At 56.0% G+C, this 20,584-nt stretch carries 10 protein-coding genes and 3 pseudogenes; 4 read left to right on the top strand and 9 right to left on the bottom strand.

Annotated elements, in window-relative coordinates; translation table 11 throughout:
- Positions 1-120: 120 nt before the first annotated feature.
- From Y017_RS09270 to Y017_RS09240, 7 genes and pseudogenes are all read right to left on the bottom strand, one after another.
- Positions 121-3,243, bottom strand: a complete 3,123-nt coding sequence (locus Y017_RS09270; RefSeq protein WP_035460403.1) for an efflux RND transporter permease subunit — start codon at positions 3,241-3,243, stop codon at positions 121-123.
- Positions 3,244-3,257: 14 nt separating this feature from the next.
- Entirely contained in the window at positions 3,258-4,490 is a 1,233-nt protein-coding gene (locus Y017_RS09265; protein ID WP_035460402.1) for an efflux RND transporter periplasmic adaptor subunit, read from the bottom strand.
- Between the two features lie 3 nt (positions 4,491-4,493).
- Positions 4,494-5,819, bottom strand: a complete 1,326-nt coding sequence (locus Y017_RS09260) for a TolC family protein (protein WP_035460401.1) — start codon at positions 5,817-5,819, stop codon at positions 4,494-4,496.
- Positions 5,820-6,680: 861 nt separating this feature from the next.
- A pseudogene (locus Y017_RS09255) lies at positions 6,681-7,714 on the bottom strand (IS3 family transposase); the annotation flags it as partial.
- Between the two features lie 51 nt (positions 7,715-7,765).
- Positions 7,766-7,936 (bottom strand): annotated as a pseudogene (locus Y017_RS15065) (IS3 family transposase); the annotation flags it as partial.
- Positions 7,937-8,599: 663 nt separating this feature from the next.
- Positions 8,600-10,585 carry a hypothetical protein gene (locus tag Y017_RS09245; RefSeq protein WP_035460398.1) on the bottom strand — a complete coding sequence of 662 codons (1,986 nt, stop codon included), beginning with the start codon at positions 10,583-10,585 and terminating at the stop codon, positions 8,600-8,602.
- Positions 10,586-11,213: 628 nt separating this feature from the next.
- Positions 11,214-11,981 carry an alpha/beta fold hydrolase gene (locus tag Y017_RS09240; protein ID WP_035460396.1) on the bottom strand — a complete coding sequence of 256 codons (768 nt, stop codon included), beginning with the start codon at positions 11,979-11,981 and terminating at the stop codon, positions 11,214-11,216.
- A gap of 702 nt (positions 11,982-12,683) precedes the next feature.
- On the opposite strand from Y017_RS09240, the gene Y017_RS09235 reads away from it, so the two are divergent.
- The 4 genes and pseudogenes from Y017_RS09235 to Y017_RS09225 all read left to right on the top strand — a co-directional run bounded on the left by Y017_RS09235 (position 12,684) and on the right by Y017_RS09225 (position 18,338).
- The gene (locus Y017_RS09235; protein WP_035460395.1) at positions 12,684-13,982 is read left to right on the top strand and encodes a TolC family protein; all 1,299 of its coding nucleotides are present in this window, start codon (positions 12,684-12,686) and stop codon (positions 13,980-13,982) included.
- Complete coding sequence (locus Y017_RS15215) at positions 13,979-14,122, top strand: hypothetical protein (RefSeq protein ID WP_155849253.1); 144 nt, start codon at positions 13,979-13,981, stop codon at positions 14,120-14,122. Before Y017_RS09235 ends, Y017_RS15215 begins: the two co-directional genes overlap by 4 nt.
- Before the next feature lie 56 nt (positions 14,123-14,178).
- Positions 14,179-15,207 carry an efflux RND transporter periplasmic adaptor subunit gene (locus Y017_RS09230; RefSeq protein ID WP_051428733.1) on the top strand — a complete coding sequence of 343 codons (1,029 nt, stop codon included), beginning with the start codon at positions 14,179-14,181 and terminating at the stop codon, positions 15,205-15,207.
- Positions 15,208-15,218: 11 nt separating this feature from the next.
- A pseudogene (locus tag Y017_RS09225) lies at positions 15,219-18,338 on the top strand (efflux RND transporter permease subunit).
- A gap of 184 nt (positions 18,339-18,522) precedes the next feature.
- On the opposite strand, the gene Y017_RS09220 reads toward Y017_RS09225, so the two are convergent.
- The gene (locus tag Y017_RS09220; RefSeq protein ID WP_035460394.1) at positions 18,523-19,701 is read right to left on the bottom strand and encodes a VWA domain-containing protein; all 1,179 of its coding nucleotides are present in this window, start codon (positions 19,699-19,701) and stop codon (positions 18,523-18,525) included.
- Between the two features lie 18 nt (positions 19,702-19,719).
- On the bottom strand, positions 19,720-20,562 hold the full coding sequence (locus tag Y017_RS09215) for a MoxR family ATPase (protein ID WP_011588666.1): 843 nt from the start codon (positions 20,560-20,562) through the stop codon (positions 19,720-19,722).
- Positions 20,563-20,584: the final 22 nt, after the last annotated feature.

Below are 20,584 nucleotides of genomic sequence, written 5' to 3'. Positions count from 1 at the left end.
TCGAGTCGATCACACCTGATTATGGAATTGAGTGACGGTCGCACCCACAGTTGCACTTCGCCCGCCAGGGTTTCGCTGCGGAAACAGGCTCCGGGCGTGCCCGAAGCCTGTTCAAGCCTGCTATGTTTTCGCTTTCTTGCGATGCAACAGCGCGTACAGCACCGGGAGCACAAACAGCGTCAACAAAGTCGAGGAGATGATTCCCCCGATCACCACGGTCGCCAACGGTCGCTGTACTTCCGCGCCAGTACCGGTGTTGAGCGCCATGGGCACAAAGCCGAGGCTCGCCACCAGGGCCGTCATCAAAACTGGCCGCAGGCGAACCAGCGCTCCTTCCACAATCGCCGTGATGAGATCCCCTTGTTCCCGCCACAAGTCGCGAATGAAGGCGACCATCACTAAACCATTGAGCACCGCCACGCCAGAGAGCGCGATAAAGCCCACGCCTGCCGAGATCGACAGCGGCATGTCCCGCAACCACAGCGACAATACCCCGCCAGTCAGCGCAAGCGGTACGCCGGTGAAAATAATTAACGCGTCTTTCACCGAACCAAACGCCATAATCAGCAGGCCAATGATGATCGCCAGGGTAATGGGTACAACAAGGGCGAGACGCGCACTGGCCGATTGCAGTTGCTCAAAGGTTCCGCCGTAATCCAGCCAATACCCATCTGGCAAATCCACCTGCTGTGCGATCCGCCCCTGTGCTTCCTCGACAAATCCGCCTAGGTCGCGGTCCCGCACGTTGGCAGTGACCACCACCCGGCGCTTGCCATTTTCCCGGCTGATCTGGTTGGGCGCCGGTGCCAGCTCCAGCTCCGCCACTTCCGATAACGGCACATAGCCTCCGTCCGGCAAGGGAATGGGTAAAAAGGCCAGGCGATCAATATCGCGCCTTACTGTTTCCGGCAGGCGTACCACCAACTCAAAGCGACGGTCGCCCTCGTAAATCAACCCGGCGTTTTCACCACCGATTCCGGTCGCCACCAGTGTTTGCAAGTCTTCGACATTCAGGCCATAGCGCGACAGCATCATGCGCTTGGGATGGACCGACAACATGGGCAACCCTGTGACCTGCTCGACCTGGATATCGGCCGCACCATCAATGGTTTCTAACACCGCCTGAACGGCTTGCGCCGATGCCAGCAGCTGATCCATATCATCGCCAAACACCTTGATCCCAAGATCGGCCCGCACCCCGGAAATCAGCTCGTTAAAGCGCATCTCAATGGGCTGGGTGAACTCGTATTTGTTGCCAGGCAGTTTGGTCACAGCGTCCTCCATTTCAGCCACCAGCATATCCTTCGTCTTGTTGGGATTGGGCCACTGGTCGCGAGGCTTGAGGACGACAAAGTTATCCGCCACGCTGGGGGGCATGGGGTCGGTGGCCACTTCCGGCGTGCCGATCTTGGCGAACACCTTGTCCACTTCCGGGAACGCCTTCAGCCGTTCTTCCAGCTGCGCCTGCATCTCGATGGATTGCTCCAGTCCTGTGCCTGGAATACGCAGGGCGTGCAACGCAATATCCCCTTCGTCGAGCTGCGGAATAAATTCCGAACCCAGGGTGGTTGCCAGCCAGACACAGACCACCACCAGTGAGCTCGCCGATCCCAACACCAGCCAACGAAACTTCATGGCAGCCAGCAAAGCCGGCTTGTACAGCGATTTGGCGCTGCTGATCACCGGGCTTTCTTTTTCGCTGATCTTGCCCCCCATAAATACCGCTACAGCAGCCGGCACCACGGTCAACGACAGCGCCATGGCGGACAGCAGCGCCATTACCACAGTGGCAGCCATGGGGTGGAACATCTTGCCCTCAACACCGGTGAGCGAAAAGATTGGCAAATACACCACGGTAATGATGGCGACGCCGAACAAGCTTGGACGAATGACTTCGTTGGTAGCCTCATATACTAACTGAAGCCGTTCCCGCAATGGCAGCTGACCATTGTCCTGAGATTGTGAGTGTTGGGCCTGGGATAACCGCCGAATACAGTTCTCGACAATGATCACGGCGCCGTCGACGATCAGGCCAAAATCCAAGGCGCCGAGGCTCATCAGATTGGCCGACACGCCCGATTTCACCATGCCAGTTATGGTGGCGAGCATGGACAAGGGAATGACTGCCGCGGTAATCAAGGCCGCGCGCAGGTTGCCCAATAACAGAAACAGTACCACGATCACCAGCAGCGCCCCTTCGAGCAGGTTCTTCTCCACCGTGGCGATGGCTTTGTCCACAAGGGTTGTGCGATCGTAAACCGCCTCCACCTTGACCCCTGCGGGGAGCGAGGGCTGAACGGCCTCTAGTTTTTCGGCCACGGCCTTCGCGACGGAGCGGGAATTTTCTCCCACCAGCATCATGGCCGTGCCCATCACTGTTTCCTTGCCGTCGCGGGTGGCGGCTCCCGTGCGCAGCTGCTTGCCAATGGCCACTTCGGCCACATCACTGACTTTCACCGGTGCTTTGTGGCGGTTGGTAATGACCACCTGCTCAATCTCGGCAATGGACGCTAGTTGCCCAGGTGAGCGCACCAATAGCTGTTGTCCGTTTCGCTCGATATAGCCGGCGCCACGATTGACATTGTTGGCCTCGAGGGCTTCCAACAATTCATCCATAGTGACGCCAAATTGCAGTAACTTTTGTGGTGAGGGCGTGACGTGGTACTGCTTGTCGTAGCCACCGATGGTGTTTATCTCGATCACTCCCGGCACCTGCGCCAGTTGCGGCTTAATGATCCAGTCCTGAATTTCTCGCAATGCTGTGGCATCTAAAGGATTACCGTCAGCTTGGGTGGCGCCGGGCAAGGCTTCCACGGTATACATCAAAATTTCGCCCAGGCCAGTCGCGATCGGCCCCATTTCAGGTTCCAGACCAGGTGGCAGGACATTTTTGATGGAGCCGAGGCGCTCATCGATCAGGTTGCGAGCGAAATAGATGTCCGTACCTTCCTTGAACACCACCGTCACTTGGGATAAGCCATAACGGGATATTGAGCGGGTATAGGACAAATTAGGCAAGCCGTAAAGGGCCGTTTCCACCGGGAAGGTGATGCGCTGTTCTGCCTCCAAGGGCGAATATCCTGACGCCTCGGTATTGATCTGCACCTGGACGTTGGTAATGTCCGGCACCGCATCGATGGGCAGGCGCTGAAAGCTCCACAAGCCCACACCAATGAGCACTAGAATAAAGGATAAGGTTAAAAACCGCCGCTCTACCGAGAAGCGTAAGATGGCATTGATCATCATAGTCTCCTGGGTTAGTGGTCGTGGGATGCGCCAGATTTTTCGATATCGGCCTTGATTAAATAGCTGTTATCCACCACATAACGATCACCCACCTGCAGTCCATCCAACACTTCGGTCAAGGTGCCGTCACTGCGGCCAAGTTCCAGAGGGCGAATCTCATAGGTGTCGTCCACCTGAATAAACACCACGCTCCAGTCACGAAAGGACTGCAGTGCACGGTTTTCCACGGCCAGTGGCACCTCAGAGGTCTCTACCACTATGTCCCCCGCCACCAGCAAACCGGGGCTCAGCGTGCCAGCGGGGTTATCCACTTCCACACGGGCCAGGGTATAGGGAGCATTGCCCGGCGAAGGCAGTAAGTGACTGATGCTAGCCCGTTGATCAAAGCCCTCGGCTTGCAGGCGAACTTTCTGACCGACCGCCACCTCGGTGCGCTGACCCGGAAACACCCGAAGCTCTGCCCACAAGGTCGTTAAATCGGCAATCGCAAACAATGGTTGCTCACCGGCGACTTCGCCCACACTAATTTGGCGCTCGGTCACCACGCCATCTATGGGTGAGCGCAGGTCATAGGTTTTGAGACTTTCGTTGGACTCCACTTTTGCCAGCCGATCACCTTTGGCGACACGGTCCCCCAAACGAACGTTGACTTTGGTGATGACGCCGGGAAAGCGAGCGCGCACCCGCGCGATCTGTTCCGGTGCGATGGTCAGTTGCCCGTAGGTGGTCAGCGTTCGCTCAATTGAGCCCGGACCGGCCTCAGTAGCTTGAATTCCGGCCTTTTCAGCAATGTCGGCCGCAATGCGAGTACGACCTTCGTGGGACTCCCACTGCCACTGGTATTGTTTACCGTTCAATGCAAGCGTGACGTCCACATCAAAAGAATGGGGTTCGGTCACCACCCCGTCACCCAGCCAATAGTCTCCCTGGAAGACAAAATCGAAGGTATCCACTTGCCCACCCAAGCGGGTGAGTTGGACGTTGAGGTCAACACCGTCGGTAATGGGCTTACCGCCCTTCGTTACCCAGGCACGGTATTCCGGGGGAACACCTTGCTCGAAAATCTGCAGCTCAACGAGAGTGTCGTCCTGCGTCAATAACAACCCGCCATGGGGCCCCTTGGTCTCGGGCGCGGTTGATTGCGCTTCTTTGTCGTTATTGTACGTATCTTCGGCGGCGTGGAGAGGCGTGATGGCCAGACAGGTGGCCACCAGTATCCAGTAGAGTGGTTTTATCAATTGCATGGTTCAATCATCCTGTGTTTGGTTAGCAGGCGTGGCCTGGCCTTGGGTCATGGGCTGCGCCGTAAGCTGTTCGATAAGCGCCTGGTTGAGCAGCGCCGTGGTGGCTGCTTCAACGAGTGCCTCGCGGGCCGAGAGCAGTTCGCGCTGTGCGGCGGTCCACTCCACGTAACTGTAGCGGCCGCGTTCATAGGCTTGTTGGGTAAGCTCGAGCGCCCGGGTTAAATCGGGCAGCACCGCATCACGTAGCTGCTCAACGGCGGCAATGTTTTGTTGGCGGGTGTGGTAAGCCTCGAACAACAGGGAGTGCAGTTGCAGCAGCGCACTCTGTTGGCGGTATTCGACCTCGTCACGCGCCGCCGTGGCGGCCTGCACTTCTCCGCGGTTCCGGCGACCGGCAAACAGTGGCATTGACACCCCGGCCACCAGCGCGGTATCGCCTGTTTCCTCAAAACGGCGGGCGCCGACCTGCCAGCGAATATCACTTTCCGATTGGCTTTTTACTAACTGGATCTCGGCATCGCGCATTCGCCGCTCGCTGGCGTAAACCCGGATCATTGGACTTTCACTGGCCAACTGGTACAGCACCTCGAAAGGTTCGCCAGCCTCGAATCGGAACAGGTCTCCCTGCAACCGCTGAAAATTCACGCGCGTTTCGCCCCATAGTGAGGCCAGCGCCATCTTCCGCTTCTCGTACTCCGTTTGTAGCGTAGAGTGAACAATGCGGTTCTGGGTAAGCGCGGCTTTGGCGCGCAGGACTTCAGCGTCGGGCGCGGCGCCCCGTTTGGCGCGGCCAGTGACCGTGTTGAGAGTCGCCTCGCTCAACTCCACAGCCTGAGCGGCCAATGCGAGCTTTTCCTGCAGGGCCAAGGTGGCGACATAGCGCTGCGTCACCTGACCCAACAAATCCAGAGTCTCAGCTTCACGTTCGGCCTCCATCAGATCATAGCGGGAGCTCACGGCGCCTGTGCGAGCCCGGCGTTTGCCTCCCAGCTCAATGACCGAGGATAGCGACAGCGTGTAATCAGCTCTGTCGACTCCCTGCAGAGCACCGCTACCGAGTATATTTTCCACCTCCAGGCCCGCTTCATAGGCCGGTGCCTGATCGGCCGTAAGGCTTTTTCCCTCAAGCCCCTGCAGGCGAAAGTCGAATACCCGCAGACTGGGGTTTTGCGCCACCGTCCGGGACAGGGCGTCGGTAAGGGTGAGTGGTGTCTCTTCGGCGTGGGCAACGGAAACGTTGAGCGCCAGCACGAGTAGATACAAAGAATGGATATAAATCTGGCGCGGCGTTATACGCCGCCCAATGCTCATGGGCTTGCAAATAAGCATGCAACCTCTCCTACGAAGGTCTAATAAATAAAAGATGTTTCCTGAACGGAATGAATCGTAGGATTAGGCTATGGGAGGGCGGAACAAGGAGGGTGGAATGACTGAAGTATGACTGGCTTGATAGTCGGACAAGCCCTGACCTGCGGACAAAATGGAAATATTTGATGCGGCGCTCACCAGCACCATATGACAGTGGGAATGGTTTTGATGGCAATGATCGGACACGTGATCCCGCGAAGGGTCGGATGAGGAAGACTCCTCCATTCCCAGAGTGACCGAGTTAAGGACGAGGTCTTCATGAGCGTGATCAAGCGTAGCAGGATAATGAGGTCGACTGGTATCGCCAATAGCTGCCAGTGACTGCAGAGCAATCACCAATGCTAACAAGACTGTTAACCAACGATTCATTATCAAAACAGACCGACTCATAGAACGAGTGCTGGATACTAACAATAAAGCGCGAGAATCAAAAGCACATTATCCCATTCAAATTTAAATTGCGATTACAAGCCTATGGAGGATCCGTTAGGGGGATAAGATGGGGAGAGATACTATCTTTTCCATCAATTTCACCGTCTCGGTGTTGGATAATTGCTGACCTTCTTCAAGGTATTTCCCTACCTTGGTGTCACTCTGCCAGCTTTCCTGATTAAAATTTATCCGTTTCCGTGCTGCCACTTGTGGCTGCTCCGCTCCGGCGAAAAGTCGAACTAGCAGGCCTTATTCAGGAGCAGCTTAAGAACTCCAGGGCTCGCTGTAATCAAGGGGCAAACAGTTGGCTAGAACAGGGGGGTGTCACTTGAAGTCATGGAAATAGCGAATAAAAAAGATTTTTTATAACCATGAATCGCCACCAGTTCATTAGACACTTCCCAGCCGTTCTTGGTGACGCTTTTCATACTCTACCGGTGACAGCTTTTCATTAGAACCATGGCGCCGCCGGTTGTTATAGAACATCTCGATATAATCAAAAATATCTGCCCGAGCGGCGTCACGGCTGCTGTAAATCTTTCGCTTTATTCTTTCCCGCTTCAACAGCTGGAAGAAGCTCTCAGCAACAGCATTGTCGTGGCAGTTACCGCGCCGACTCATACTCCCCTCCAGGTCATGCGCCCTCAGAAACGAATCCCAGTCGTGGCTGGTGTATTGACTGCCTTGGTCGGAGTGAACAACCACCTTGCCTTCAGGCTTGCGGCGCCAGACCGCCATCAGCAGCGCATCCAGCGCCAGCTCCTTGGTTATCCGGGATTGCATTGACCAACCGATCACCCGTCTTGAGAACAGATCCAGAACAACCGCCAGATACAACCAGCCTTCATGTGTGCGGATATAGGTAATATCCGTTACCCAGCTCTCGTTCGGTGCTTGCGGATTGAACTGCCGCCGCAGGATATTTGGTGTCACTTTGTGCAGCTCCCCAGTCCTATGGTGTGGCTTACGATAACCCACCTGCGCGCGTATTCCTGCGTGGCGCATCAGGCGATGGACTCGATTGGGCCCGCATCGCTCGCCATATTCGCGCAGATCCGTATGGATCACGGCTCCGGATTCCAGCCAGAATTGCTTTATCAGCCCGGACAGGCGCTCGTCCTCGATTGCTCGAGCTGAACGAGGCTGTTTCTGCCAGGCATAAAAGCCACTGGGGTGAACGTCCAACAGGGAACACAGTGAGCGAATTGCCCACCGCTCGCTGTGCTCCTGAATGAAGGCGTACCTCAATCGGACTGACTGGCGAAGTACGCCGCGGCTTTTTTTAGGATGTCTTGCTCTTCGGTAACGCGCTTGAGCTCTTTCTGGAGTCGGCGAATCTCGACTTGATCATCTGCATTGGCCTGATGCTGCTCGGAATCCGGGCCAAACTTCCTGATCCAGGCGTACAGACTGTGAGTGGTGATGTAATCCCCGCATTTTTAATCACCCGAATGAGTAGAGGGTTAACCTGCTTTGATCAGATCCAGAGCCCGTATCACCCGTGCTGACGTTAGCGACAAGTCAACCTCGATACCCAATCCTTCGCTGTTGTAGTCATCGATCGCGTTGAACGTTCGCAACGATTTGCCACTGACAAGCTGGTCGCTCATGAAGTCCATTGACCAGACTTGGTTCATTGGTGTCGGCGACTGAGCAGAACCTGACGGCTTCGGATCCGCTATTGCATGGCAAAGAAAAATGGGGCTGGGGGATGCCGGTTACCGCGGCATCCAGAAACGAGACAAACATAAGAACCGAAAGGTACAATGGTTTATAGCTAAGCGCCCCTTCCGGGTGATCAAAAGGATGTTCGGCTACAACCAGGTTCGCTATCGGAGCTTGGCCAAGAATACCAATCGGCTGTATGTCTTGGTGGGGTTGCACAACCTGTTGTTGAGGGTAAAACGTGTGCTGCTGCCCTAGGGGCAATGCGCCTGATTGCCATGGCTGATGCTTACCCTTACCAAACGCTGTGAAAGTAAAAAAACGAGTTATTCAAACCCTCCTTAACCTCCGCGCCGCTGGCGAATCTGATCAACCGGCTGTTCGCCGAGGCGCCCGCCACCAGCAGCCTGGCGCTGCAATCCTTCACCGATGAAGAGCGCGCCACCCTCAACAGCAGCAAGACGTAATACCGCGAACCATATGGCCGGCTGAAGGATTTCTGGTTGCCGGTGTCGCCGGATACCGGGCGCCTACTCTACATGCTCGCCCGCTCTTTGCATGCCCGCCATATCGTCGAGTTCGGCATGTCATTCGAGCTGTCCACCTGCAGCTGGGCGCCGCCTTGCACGGCGCCGGGCCGGGTTTTATTCCGCGTTGCTCTCCGACGGTACTTCCACCAGTACCGCTAGGCCCAGTTCGTTGGGATCACCGTGGTTCGGCTCGAAGCGCAGGGTGAACAGGCCCAAGCTGGCGTCCTGATTGAAGAAGCCCTTTAACACATTGCTGCCATCATCGTCCTCCAGCGTTAGGGTGGTAGCGCCGTTGGCGGCGACGTCCACGGCAATGATCCCTTCCACCTGATCCACTTCGGTTTCCAGGTTGGCGGCTAGGTTGTTCTTCGTGACTTCATTGACACTGCCGGACAGGGTGGCCTGGGTGGCGTTGTCCAGGGTCAGGAAAGTGTTGAACTGGCTGGCGAACAGCCCCATGCTGCCGCCGACAGGATTGCCCTCCAGACGCACGGACAGCAGCATCAGGCGGTAGCGCTTACCTGAGATAGCGGGGGTGCTTTCCGGAAGCTTCACCATTAGGGTGGTGTCGAACCAGGCGAAGGAGGTGTCGGTGGCGCTTTCCGCATTCATCAGGCTGATGAAGTCGTAGCTGTCGTTGATAAAGCCGTTCTCCGGCTCCCCATCAATGGTGAGCACGTCGCCGTTCGCGTCGATGTCCACCGTAAGGTCGGTGGCGGTTTCGGTGGCCCCGGATTCGTATTCGTTGGTGCCCGAACCGACCAGAGCTACCCTGTGGAAATCGCCGGCGACGATGTCCAGGAAACCGTCTCCGCCGAAGCTCACGACGTTGTTTTCAACTTCCACAGCCAGGTAACCCTGCACACTGAGTTCGCTCCCCAGGTAGACTCTGCCGAAGTCGCCGCTCAGGTCGCCATCGGTGAAGTCCGTGGGCGTGCGGGCGAACACTTCCAAGGCTCGAAAGGCTTCATCGCCGCGCCGGTCCTCTGGATTGAGCGCACCGCTCGGTGTCACGCCATAACGTACAGCGGCGTCCTTGGAGAGCAGGAAGAACAAACCACGATCCGCCACCCGTTGCAGGTTGTAGACCGCTGGCGGATAACGGAAGGCATTCTCCTCGTTCACCTCTTCCTCGAGTTCACTCTCGATGGAGAGAATACCGGAATCAGTGAGCGTGGCCGAGAAATCCTGCTCCAGTTCCTTGGTGCTAGTTTCGTAGTGAAGGTCGGCGGAGTACAGCGTGGTACCGTCCATCATCGCCTCGGCGCTTTCTTCTCCGCCGAGGTTGACATTAACGGTCCCGTCGCCGCCGTCGCTGAAGGTGAATCCGCTGGAGTAGAGGGTGGTGGCGAAGGTACCGCCGCTTTCATTGTCGCTGTCATGCAGTTCCAGAGAGAAGGCGTTGGCGCGATACTCACCGGCCACGGCCGCCGCGTTGCCGGTACCATCGTTGATCGCCGCCACCTGATTTTCCACCAGATCGCCCACTGCCGCCTCTAACTGCTCAAGCATATCGGTGAGGTCGGCGCCGGCGGTAAGGTCGAAGTCGTCCACCAGGCCCTTGAGCTTGACCACGTCGTTGACCTTTAGCTCCCCCAGCTCAGTGCCCTGAGCGATGAATTCGCGCAGCAGGAATTCCGAGGCCGGGTCGATGTTTACCGCCTGCTCCACCACCTGGGCGCGCATTTCAGCGTTGGGCCCGCTGATGCGCACCACCAGGTTGCCGGCCAAGTTCACGCCCTGGGGCAGGGGCAGGCTGTAGTGGCCGGTGGTAGACGTGGTGGTGGTGGCGAGCACCTCGCCCACCGGGTTGCCGTCGTTGTCCACGCGGATCAGTTCCACGGCAGCGCCGTTGACCGGCTGCAGGCCGGTGATCGCCGCCGCCGCCGGCTCGATCAGGAAATTCAATACCACCCGCAGCGGCTCCGGGTCACGCAGCGAGGCCACCATGCCTGAGGGGGCGGAGGCGGTACCGGTGACGGTCATCCCTTGACCCTCGTTGGAGGAACCGGAGGACGATGAGGAGGAGTCGCCGCCGCAGGCAGTCAGCATCGCCAGCACGGCCATTAAAGCCAATGAATGAATCAATTTTGTCGTCATTTGAGCATCTCCATTGCAACATGATTAAAAAAATTCTAGCGAAATCCGCTGCGGCTCGACAACCCCCATATGGGGTATACGCCAGCTGAACAGAGACGGTGTCCATGTCGCCCGTTAGCCTGATCCGTGATGAAAGATCACCTTAAAATCCCGTCCTGGGCTATCTCAGGTAGGCTGCATCGGCAAGCATCGAGCCTGACTTAAACCAAACAGCTTCCGCGAAACTGAACTGCCCCCAAAAAAAGTTGGATAGTTGGAAATTTGTTCATCATAGGATGTTCTTGAGCCGGCACTCCACCGGAAACTGATCAAAATCCGTTCAATTCATGGTGGCTGTCGGCGCTCAGTTCAACAACTCCTATGGTAAATAGGATAATTGTTAGAACTACGCACGCTCGGTTGCCGCTGGCTGAGTAACTAAGATCCAAACTATTCACAGTGGTCGTTCTCCTGCATTTTCTACACAACTCTGCACCTGCGATCTGAATTCAAACGGAGAAAGATGGATCAGTATCGACCGTTGATGAACTACCGCACACAGCGGTAGTTCGAGGTAAGCAAGGATACTGGCGCGGAGCGCCACTCCCGCTCATTCCGTTAGGCGACAAACTGGATGCTCCAAGGCATGTTACGGCAACGCAGAAAGGAACGCGGACACTGCTTCCAACACTCCCTGCTCCTGCTCGCGATGCGGCACATGCCCGCATTGCTCAAGCATCACGACCTCCGCCGGTCCTGCTGACATGCGTTCCAACCGAGCAGGATGTGCCATGGAGCCGAACTCATCGTTATCGCCATGCAAGCAAAGCAGTGGGCAGGTAACACGCTCCAGCTCCGCATCCAGATTCCACTCGGCGAAGGCCGGTGACAACCAGGTATCAATCCAGGCATGCAGAACCCAGTCAGCTTTTTCGCCATGGTACTTCTGCAACCGCGCCCGCTGAGTGGCATCCTCAAATGCCACTTGTGCATCGCGGATCCCCGCTAGGGTTTGCGCCTCCACCATGGCCTGGGCTGACTCGGTAATGACAGCCACACACCGCTGCCCCAGCGAAGCTGCCGCCGCCACGGCCATACCGCCGCCAACGCTGTGACCGAGTAACACCACCTGTGGCAATGCCAGTGCTGACATAAGGGAGTCAATCACCACGGCTTCGTCTTCCACAAAACTGAGGGGTAGAGACCCCTCACGCTTTGGCGATGCGCCAAAACCTACTCTGTCATAGGCTATCACCGTGCGGCCACAGGCCTGCGCCAGCGCCGCAGGGAACTCCCGCCATAAAGCAACACAGCCTAAAGAGTCGTGTAGCAATACGACAGGCGCCCTGTCACCCTCCACTGGCCATATCTTTACATTCAATGGCCCTACGGAGGTGGCAATCTGGTTATCAATCATTATTTTTCCCTAACTAAATAGCCTCTTGAGGCCATAACGCTGAAATGACTGGCGCAGTATTCACGAAATACCTGAAGTTTCAACCATCACCAAATAGGCAAATCCTTAGTCTATTTAGGCTCTCTTTATTTGCTTAGTCACGCTGCTCGCCACAGAAGGTGAATCCAAGCAAACGTGGATTCCATCTTGCTGCGCAAAACCTGTGCATAGAAGGGTTGTCGATGAGAATCAGATTGACGCACCAAGGCGGCTTGCTAGAGTATGCATCTTGATTCTTTTCGCACTCCCGACTGGCATAACATGAATTTCAGCAAGTCCAGACATTCCTTCACCGCTTTGTTGCTCGGCTTGCTGATGCTGTGCAGCGCCGTAGCGGGTGCAACCGAGTCAATCCCGCACTCGGTGAATGTGGAGGCGTCTTGCCAAGTTCATGTCTCTGAGGGCAAATCCGATGGCGCACCCGAAGAACGCCACAGTAGTGAATGTGAGCAACACCAGTGCTGCCTTCCGCACAGTTCATGCGCTACCCTCGCCCATCAGCCCATAACGCTCAGGCCTGTGCCCGCCAATGAATGGCACAAGCCCTCCCCTGCTCACGCGCGCTCTCTTGTCACGCAGCCTCCTGTGCCACCTCCCAATCGCAACGGATTGATCTGATTTTCGCCGGCGATCTTCGCCGCAATCCGTTATCGGGAGATTTTCATGAAATGCCGAACCTCCGGCTGGCGCCTTGTTGCGTCGTCCTTGCTGTGCCTGTTCGCGCCAGGCCATCTCATCGCGGGTAATACATCGGTGCCGATGGGCACCGAGATTACCCTGCAAGACGTGCTCAGCCGCACCGTAGAGCAGAACCCAGCGCTTGGCGTTTACCCCTATCGGCTCAGGGCAGCGGATGCGGCGGTGCTCCAGTCCAGCCTTGGGCCGCAGCCAGAACTGTCCGTTGAGGTGGAAAATATTGCCGGAGACGCACCATTGAATGGCGTTGAAGGTGCACAAATCACTGTTGCCTTGAGCCAGCTGATCGAGCTTGGCAACAAGCGAGATTCACGTAATGAGGTGGCGACTCGCGCTCTCAATACGGAACAACAGGGCTACGCTATCGCACGGCTCGATGTGCTGGGTGAAGCCGTGACTCGTTACATTGCATTGGCGCGTTTTGAAGAAGAATTGGCACTGGCTGAACGCACATTGGCTTTAGCGGAAAAAGCAAAACAGGCGGCACGCCGTCGTGTTAATGCCGGTGCGGCCTCGAAGGCGGATTTAACCCGAATGACCCTCGCCAGCCGGCATGCGGATATTGCCCGCCGGCGCGCTGATATGGAGCGTGGCCGAGCCAGCCAGCAACTGGCTGCGCTTTGGGGCCAGCAAGGCGCAGATCAACTGCACCCCGCAACCTCGTTGCGGCCGCTTCCCAAGCTTCCACCGCGCGAGCAAATTCTGGACCAGCTGGAGCAGGCTCCGCAATTGCTGCAGCTGGCGAGCGAAACGCGCCTGCATGCGGCCCAGAGCCGCCTGGCCAATGCCCGTGGCAGCCGCGATGTCACCGTCTCTGTTGGCGCGCGCCATGATCGAGTGGACAACAACAATACCCTGGTGCTGGGGTTCTCTGTTCCGCTTAATCTGAAGAATCCTAACCGCGGCAATATAGCCCGAGCCGAATCACAACTGGCTGCCAGTGAAGCACAGCTACAGGCCCGTCGGATTGAACTGGTGGCAACGCTGGACACCCTCTACCGCTCACTGAATCTGTTACGTGAAGAGCTCGCGCTCATTGATGAGCGCGCGTTGCCCTTGGCCAGACAACTGTATGCAGACATCGAAAAGGGCTATCGCTCCGGTCGCTACAGCCTGCTTGAGCTGATCGATGCCCAGCAAGAGCAACTTAATCTGGAATACCGGGCCATTAACCTCGCCGCGCAGTTTCACCTGCAACGAAACGAACTGGAACGCCTCACTGGCCTGCCTTTTTCCCAGGCTGACGAGCAGGAGATTTCCCAATGAAAATGCTAGTAACGCTTTCCACGCTTTATCTCCTGACACTTTCCTCTCTGGTAACCGCCAGTGGTGGCCATGGGCACGGTGAAGACGATCATGACGCACACAAACAAGAAACCACAGGCCCAACGGCGGGCATTTACTGAAAGAGCGGGACATTACTTTAGAAGTTCTCAAAACCGAAAGTGGCGGCCTGGCCTCGTTGCAGGCCTGGGTCACCCGTGACAATAAGCCAGTGGATGACTTAATCCTTTCTGCCACCCTCACCCGCCTGGACGGAGTACAGAAAACAGTTACCTTCCAGCAAGACGACCATCACTGGAAGGGAAAGCAAAAGATACAACCGCCCCATTCCTTTGATGTCAGCTTTGATCTGAAACTGGGTGGCGAGCACCATCAATGGCAATGGCCCTCCTACGAGGGCCGCGTGGCCATTTCGGCGGAAGCCGCAGAAAAAGCAGGTATCACCACCAAGAAAGCCAGTGGCGGCGTTATTGCCACGCAAACCCATGCATACGGGCGCTTGGTGATCGCCCCTGAGCATCAGGCTGATTTGCGTGCCCGTTTTCCCGGGCTAATCACGTCGATAACCGCTTCTGTTGGTGATGCCGTGAGCAAGGGTGAGACACTCGCCGTGATCGAATCCAATGACAGCCTGCGAGGCTACCGCCTGCGGGCCCCGTTCAGCGGTGTTATTCATCAGCGTCATGCTAATGCTGGTGAAGTCGCAGGCCAACAGCCCCTACTGACACTTATCAACAGTGAATCGCTATGGGCGGAACTGACGCTGTTTCCTCAGCAGCGGGCTGCGGTAAAAAAAGGACAAGCCGTCACCCTGCACCTTGGCGAACGTCAGTGGCAAAGCCAGATCAAAAGCCTGGTGCCGGCACCCGATACCGGATCCGTGCCGGCCATGATTGCCCGAGTGTCGCTGGACAATAGCGATGGCCGTTTAGCCCCGGGGGACTTCGTTGAGGCTGTCATCACCACCGGCAACCACTCAGTTCCTCTGCGAGTGGATAACCGTGCCCTGCAGGAAATGGAGGGTAAAACTGTTGTGTTCCTCAATGACGCAGAGGCGTATGAAAGCCGTGCACTCACTTTAGGCCAGCGGGATAACCGCTACAGCGAAGTGCTCGATGGCCTTAACCCCGGGGATCAGTACGTGGTGGAAAACAGTTACCTGATTAAAGCTGACATTCTTAAAGCCGGCGCGGCTCACCACCACTAAGGAGAATCCGAATGATAGATGCCATCGTTCGCTTCTCCATCGAGAGGCGCATTCTGGTGCTCACACTGATCCTCGGATTAGTGGGCTTGGGCGCCTGGAGTTATCAGCGACTGCCCATTGATGCGGTCCCAGACATCACCAATGTACAGGTGCAGATCAATACCGAAGCACCGGGATATTCCCCCCTTGAGGCCGAGCAACGGGTCACCTTTCCGGTGGAAACCGCGCTGTACGGTTTGCCGAAACTGGATTACACCCGCTCCATTTCCCGTTATGGCTTGTCGCAGGTCACGGTGGTGTTCAAGGAAGGCACGGATATCTACTTCGCCCGCAACCTTGTCAATGAAAGGCTAAGCGCGATCAAGGAGGCGCTTCCTGTGCAGCTGGAACCGAGAATGGGGCCAATGGCTACCGGGCTCGGCGAAATATACCTGTACACCGTGGAAGCCGAAGCCGGCGCTCGCCAGGCCGATGGCAGTGAGTACGATGCGGTTGCGCTGCGGGAAATCCAGGACTGGATTATCAAGCCGCAACTGGCCCAGGTGCCTGGGGTGGCGGAAGTAAACGGCATTGGCGGTTACGACAAGCAATACCATGTGCTGCCCTCCCCCAAGCTCCTGTTGCAATTCGGCATTACTCTCGACCAGCTCTCAACCGCCTTAAAACGCAATAACAGTAATCGCGGAGCGAGTTACATTGAACGCAATGGCCAGCAATTACTGGTGAGGACGCCGGGGCAGCTGAAAACCCTCCACGAGATAGAAAATGTGGTCGTCACTGTTCATGACGGCACCCCAGTAAAAGTGAAGGACGTGGCCTCCGTGGCCATCGGGAAAGAACTGCGCACTGGGGCATCGACCCGTGATGGCCGTGAAACCGTACTGGGCACCGTGATGATGCTGATGGGGGAAAACTCCAATCAGGTGGACCGAGACGTGGCCAAACGGCTGGAGGCGGTTAAACCCTCCCTGCCCGACGGCATCAAGCTAGAAGCGGTTTATGACCGCACCACCCTGGTGGAAAAAACCATTGCCACCGTTCGCACTAACTTGATTGAAGGGGCTTTGCTGGTTATTGCCGTGCTGTTTTTGCTGTTGGGCAATTTACGAGCCGCCCTGATTACCGCGGCGGTAATCCCCCTCTCCATGCTCGCGACGATCAGTGGCATGGTGAAAACCGGGGTGTCTGCCAACTTGATGAGTCTAGGCGCGTTGGATTTTGGTTTAATTGTAGATGGCGCGGTGATCATCGTCGAAAACTGTATTCGCCGGCTGGCCGAAGCTCAGGGTAAAAACAACGGTGTATTGCCATTAAGGGAACGGATTCAATTGGTCTATGAGGCCACCACTGAGGTTATTCGTCCCAGTCTATTCGGCGTGGCCATCATTACCATGGTGTATATCCCTATCTTCAGCCTCACTGGCGTGGAAGGGAAAATGTTTCACCCCATGGCAGCCACGGTGATGATGGCGCTGCTTGCCGCCATGTTGTTTTCGCTTACCGTCGTACCCGCTGCGGTGGCGGTTTTCATGGGCGGCAAGATCAGCGAGAAAGAAAGCCCGATTATACGTTCCGCCAAGTCCGTGTATCGGCCACTGCTGGAAAAAGCCCTGGTGTTGCGCAAGCTATTAGTCGCTTTTGCGCTGTTGCTGGTGCTGTTCTGTGGCTGGTTGATGACCACCCTTGGCTCAGAATTCATTCCGCAACTGGACGAAGGCGACATTGCCATGCACGCCCTTCGCATACCCGGCACCGGTATCGAGCAATCTGTAGATATGCAGATCATGCTCGATGAGCGCTTAAAGCATATTGAAGAAATCGACAAACTGGTTTCACGGATCGGCACACCGGAAGTGGCCAACGACCCGATGCCGCCCAATGTGTCGGATAACTTCCTGATCCTGAAACCCAAAGACCAATGGCCGGATCCAGGAAAAAGCAAAGAGGCGTTGATTCAGGAACTGTCCAGCGCAGTCCTGGACGTACCCGGCAATAACTTCGAGTTTACCCAACCCATTGAAATGCGCTTTAATGAGCTTATTTCCGGTGTGCGAGCCGATCTTGGCATCAAGGTTTTTGGTGATGATCTGGATACCTTGCGCGAAACCGCCAATGCCATCATGCAGCAGGTACAGTCGATACCTGGTGCCGCCGATGTACGGGTTGAACAGGTGACCGGTCAACCCATGCTCACCGTTGTTCCCGATCGAGAAGCCCTTGGCCGCTATGGTATTACCGTGGATGAGGTGCAACATCTGGTCGCCGCCGGTATTGGTGGCGAACAGATAGGACTGATTTACGAAGGAGATCGGCGCTTCAAACTGATGGTGCGGCTGCCAGAATCACTGCGCTAGGACGTGAACCGTCTACAGCGGCTCCCTGTGTCGCTGCCAGATGGCGGCTACATTCCGCTAAACGAAGTCGCATGGCTGGAAATAAAACCGGCTCCGGCACAAATCAGTCGGGAAAACGGTAAACGCCGAGTGGTGGTCACCGCCAATGTTCGCGACCAGGATCTGGGCAGTTTTGTGCAAGCGGTCCAGCAACGCATTAGTGAGCGGGTAGATCTTCCCAGCGGCTACTGGCTGGACTTTGGCGGCACCTTTGAGCAACTGGAATCTGCCAGCCAACGCCTGTCGCTGGTGGTGCCGGTGACGCTAGCGATCATTATCGGCTTGTTGATTATGGCGGTTGGCTCGGTTCGCGATTCACTGATTATTTTCACAGGGGTGCCGTTGACCCTGACCGGGGGCGTCCTTGCGCTATGGCTGCGAGGGATGCCGCTATCGATCTCAGCCGGAGTGGGCTTTATTGCCCTGTCGGGTGTGGCCGTACTTAATGGCTTGGTGATGGTGGCTTTTATTCGTGATCTCTGGCAGCAAGGCAATGACCTGCGCCATGCGGTGATCGAAGGTGCGCTGATCCGGTTGCGCCCGGTGTTGATGACCGCCCTGGTGGCCGGCCTCGGCTTTGTGCCCATGGCGCTCAATACCGGCACCGGCGCAGAAGTGCAGCGGCCACTGGCAACGGTGGTTATCGGAGGGATTATTTCTTCAACGCTGCTGACCCTGCTGCTGCTCCCGGTGCTCTATCAGTGGCTGCATAGCAAACAGATAAAGATTGAGCAGTGACAGTAACGCGGTGGGGCTCAACTCAAGCGCATTGAGCCCCAGTTTACCGATGAGAGGCTGAGCGAAATCCACTCCACATCAACATAACCATCCAACCCCTTCTATTCCTACAACCGGATAGAACATTGGAATGTGACATGCCTTCGCCGTAGCGCCAAAGGCTTCTCCAGGCGAGGGCAAAGGGTTATTTGCTCAGCTGCCGCATGGCTCTCTCAAGCCCTTCTATGGTGAGGGGGAACATGTTGTGCTCACAGAGTTGCTTGATCCACTGAGTAGAGGTGGTCATCTGCCAAGCACGCTCGGGCTCCGGGTTTAGCCACACCACTTTTTCGTAGGTCTCCATTACTCGTTGAAACCAGACTGCGCCGGCCTCTTCGTTCCAGTGCTCCACGCTGCCGCCTACAGAATTCACTTCATAGGGACTCATGGCCGCGTCACCTACGAAAATCACTTTGTAGTCGCTGCCGTACTTATGCAGCACATCCCAAGTGGAGATTTTCTCATCCCAACGACGGCGATTGTCTTTCCATGCGTACTCATAGAGGAAGTTATGGAAATAGAAATATTCCATGTGCTTAAACTCTGCCCGAGCAGCAGAAAATAGCTCTTCACACAGCTTCACGTAAGGGTCCATGGAGCCGCCTACATCAAAGAAAATCAGCACTTTAACGCGATTTTCTTTCTCCGGTCGCATTTTGATATCAAGCAATCCCGCATTACGGGCAGTGGACGAAATGGTATCGTCCATGTCTAGCTCTTCATCGCGGCCGGTGCGGGCAAATTTTCGCAGCCGGCGCATGGCCAGCTTGATGTTACGGGTGCCCAGCTCCACCGAGTCGTCCAAGTTACGGAATTCCCGTTTCTCCCAGACTTTCACGGCTTTCTTGTTCCGCGAAGGGCCAGTCATGCGGACCCCTTCCGGGTTTTCGCCGTAACCACCAAACGGGCTGGTGCCTCCGGTCCCAACCCATTTGTTACCGCCTTGGTGACGTTTCTCTTGTTCTTCCAGCCGCTTGCGCAGCTCGTCCATGATTTTTTCTAAACTCCCAAGCCCTTTGAGTTTTTCGAATTCCTCCGGGCTCAGGTTTTTTTCCAGCTCCTTGCGCAGCCACTCGTCCGGGATCACCTTGCTGAGCCAGTCCGGCTCCAGGTTTTCTAAACCTTCAAAGTAATTGGCAAACGCTTGGTCGAAGCGGTCATAATATTTTTCGTCTTTCACCATGACCGCCCGGCTCAATAGGTAAAAATCCTCAATGGAGCCAAACGCAACATGCGCATGCAACGCATCAAATAAATCCAACAGTTCGCGCAGGGTGACGGGCACCCGGTAGCGACGCAGATTTTCGAAAAAACCAATAAGCATAGTCTGCCCGTGGATCGGTTAGCTTTCGCGGCGATTCATGAACGCCAGACGCTCTAAGAGCTGCACATCCGCTTCGTTCTTCAGCAATGCACCGTACAGAGGCGGCACCGCGCTTCGGGTATCACGGCTATGTAGAATGTCATCCGGAATATCATCAGCCATCAACAGCTTCAGCCAGTCAATCAGCTCGCTGGTGGATGGCTTCTTCTTCAAGCCCGGCACTTTGCGAAGATCAAAGAAGATTTCTAGCGCTTCGCTAACCAAGTTCTTTTTGATCTCAGGGAAATGCACATCCACGATGGCCTGCATGGTGGCCGCATCAGGGAAATTGATGTAATGGAAAAAGCAACGGCGTAGAAAAGCGTCTGGCAGCTCTTTCTCATTGTTGGAGGTAATAATCACAATTGGCCGCTGTTTAGCCTTGATCAGTTCGCCGGTTTCATAGACAAAAAACTCCATGCGATCCAGCTCCTGGAGCAGATCGTTGGGGAACTCGATATCCGCCTTGTCGACCTCGTCGATCAACAGCACCACTTGGCCTTCGTGGGTAAAGGCTTCCCAGAGCTTGCCCTTCTTCAGGTAATTTGCCACATCCTCGACACCTTCGGCACCGAGCTGGGAATCACGTAGACGTGATACCGCATCGTATTCATACAGGCCTTGCTGTGCTTTGGTGGTGGACTTTACGTTCCACGACAGCAGTGGCAACCCCAGAGATTCTGCAACCTGTTCGGCCAGCAGTGTTTTGCCAGTACCAGGTTCACCCTTAATGAGCAGTGGGCGCTTGAGGGCAATGGCTGCGTTCACGGCCATTTTCAGGTCATCGGTGGCCACATATTGGTCAGTACCCTGAAACTGCATGAAATTCTCCAACTGAACAGTT

It is taken from the genome of Alcanivorax sp. 97CO-5 (genome assembly GCF_000524665.1).
Taxonomy (GTDB): Bacteria; Pseudomonadota; Gammaproteobacteria; order Pseudomonadales; family Alcanivoracaceae; genus Alcanivorax; species Alcanivorax borkumensis.
The sequence above is the reverse complement of the archived record's forward strand: the minus strand, read 5'-3'. Positions and strand labels throughout refer to the sequence as shown.

Excerpts from the sequence above, each read along its gene's own strand:
- Y017_RS09260 (WP_035460401.1), bottom strand. The coding sequence starts at position 5,819 with ATGCTTATTTGCAAGCCCATGAGCATTGGGCGGCGTATAACGCCGCGC.
- Y017_RS09245 (WP_035460398.1), bottom strand. The coding sequence starts at position 10,585 with ATGACGACAAAATTGATTCATTCATTGGCTTTAATGGCCGTGCTGGCG.
- Y017_RS09215 (WP_011588666.1), bottom strand. The coding sequence starts at position 20,562 with ATGCAGTTTCAGGGTACTGACCAATATGTGGCCACCGATGACCTGAAA.
- Y017_RS09240 (WP_035460396.1), bottom strand. The coding sequence starts at position 11,981 with ATGATTGATAACCAGATTGCCACCTCCGTAGGGCCATTGAATGTAAAG.
- Y017_RS09220 (WP_035460394.1), bottom strand. The coding sequence starts at position 19,701 with ATGCTTATTGGTTTTTTCGAAAATCTGCGTCGCTACCGGGTGCCCGTC.
- Y017_RS15215 (WP_155849253.1), top strand. The coding sequence starts at position 13,979 with ATGAAAATGCTAGTAACGCTTTCCACGCTTTATCTCCTGACACTTTCC.
- Y017_RS09265 (WP_035460402.1), bottom strand. The coding sequence starts at position 4,490 with ATGCAATTGATAAAACCACTCTACTGGATACTGGTGGCCACCTGTCTG.
- Y017_RS09270 (WP_035460403.1), bottom strand. The coding sequence starts at position 3,243 with ATGATCAATGCCATCTTACGCTTCTCGGTAGAGCGGCGGTTTTTAACC.
- Y017_RS09235 (WP_035460395.1), top strand. The coding sequence starts at position 12,684 with ATGAAATGCCGAACCTCCGGCTGGCGCCTTGTTGCGTCGTCCTTGCTG.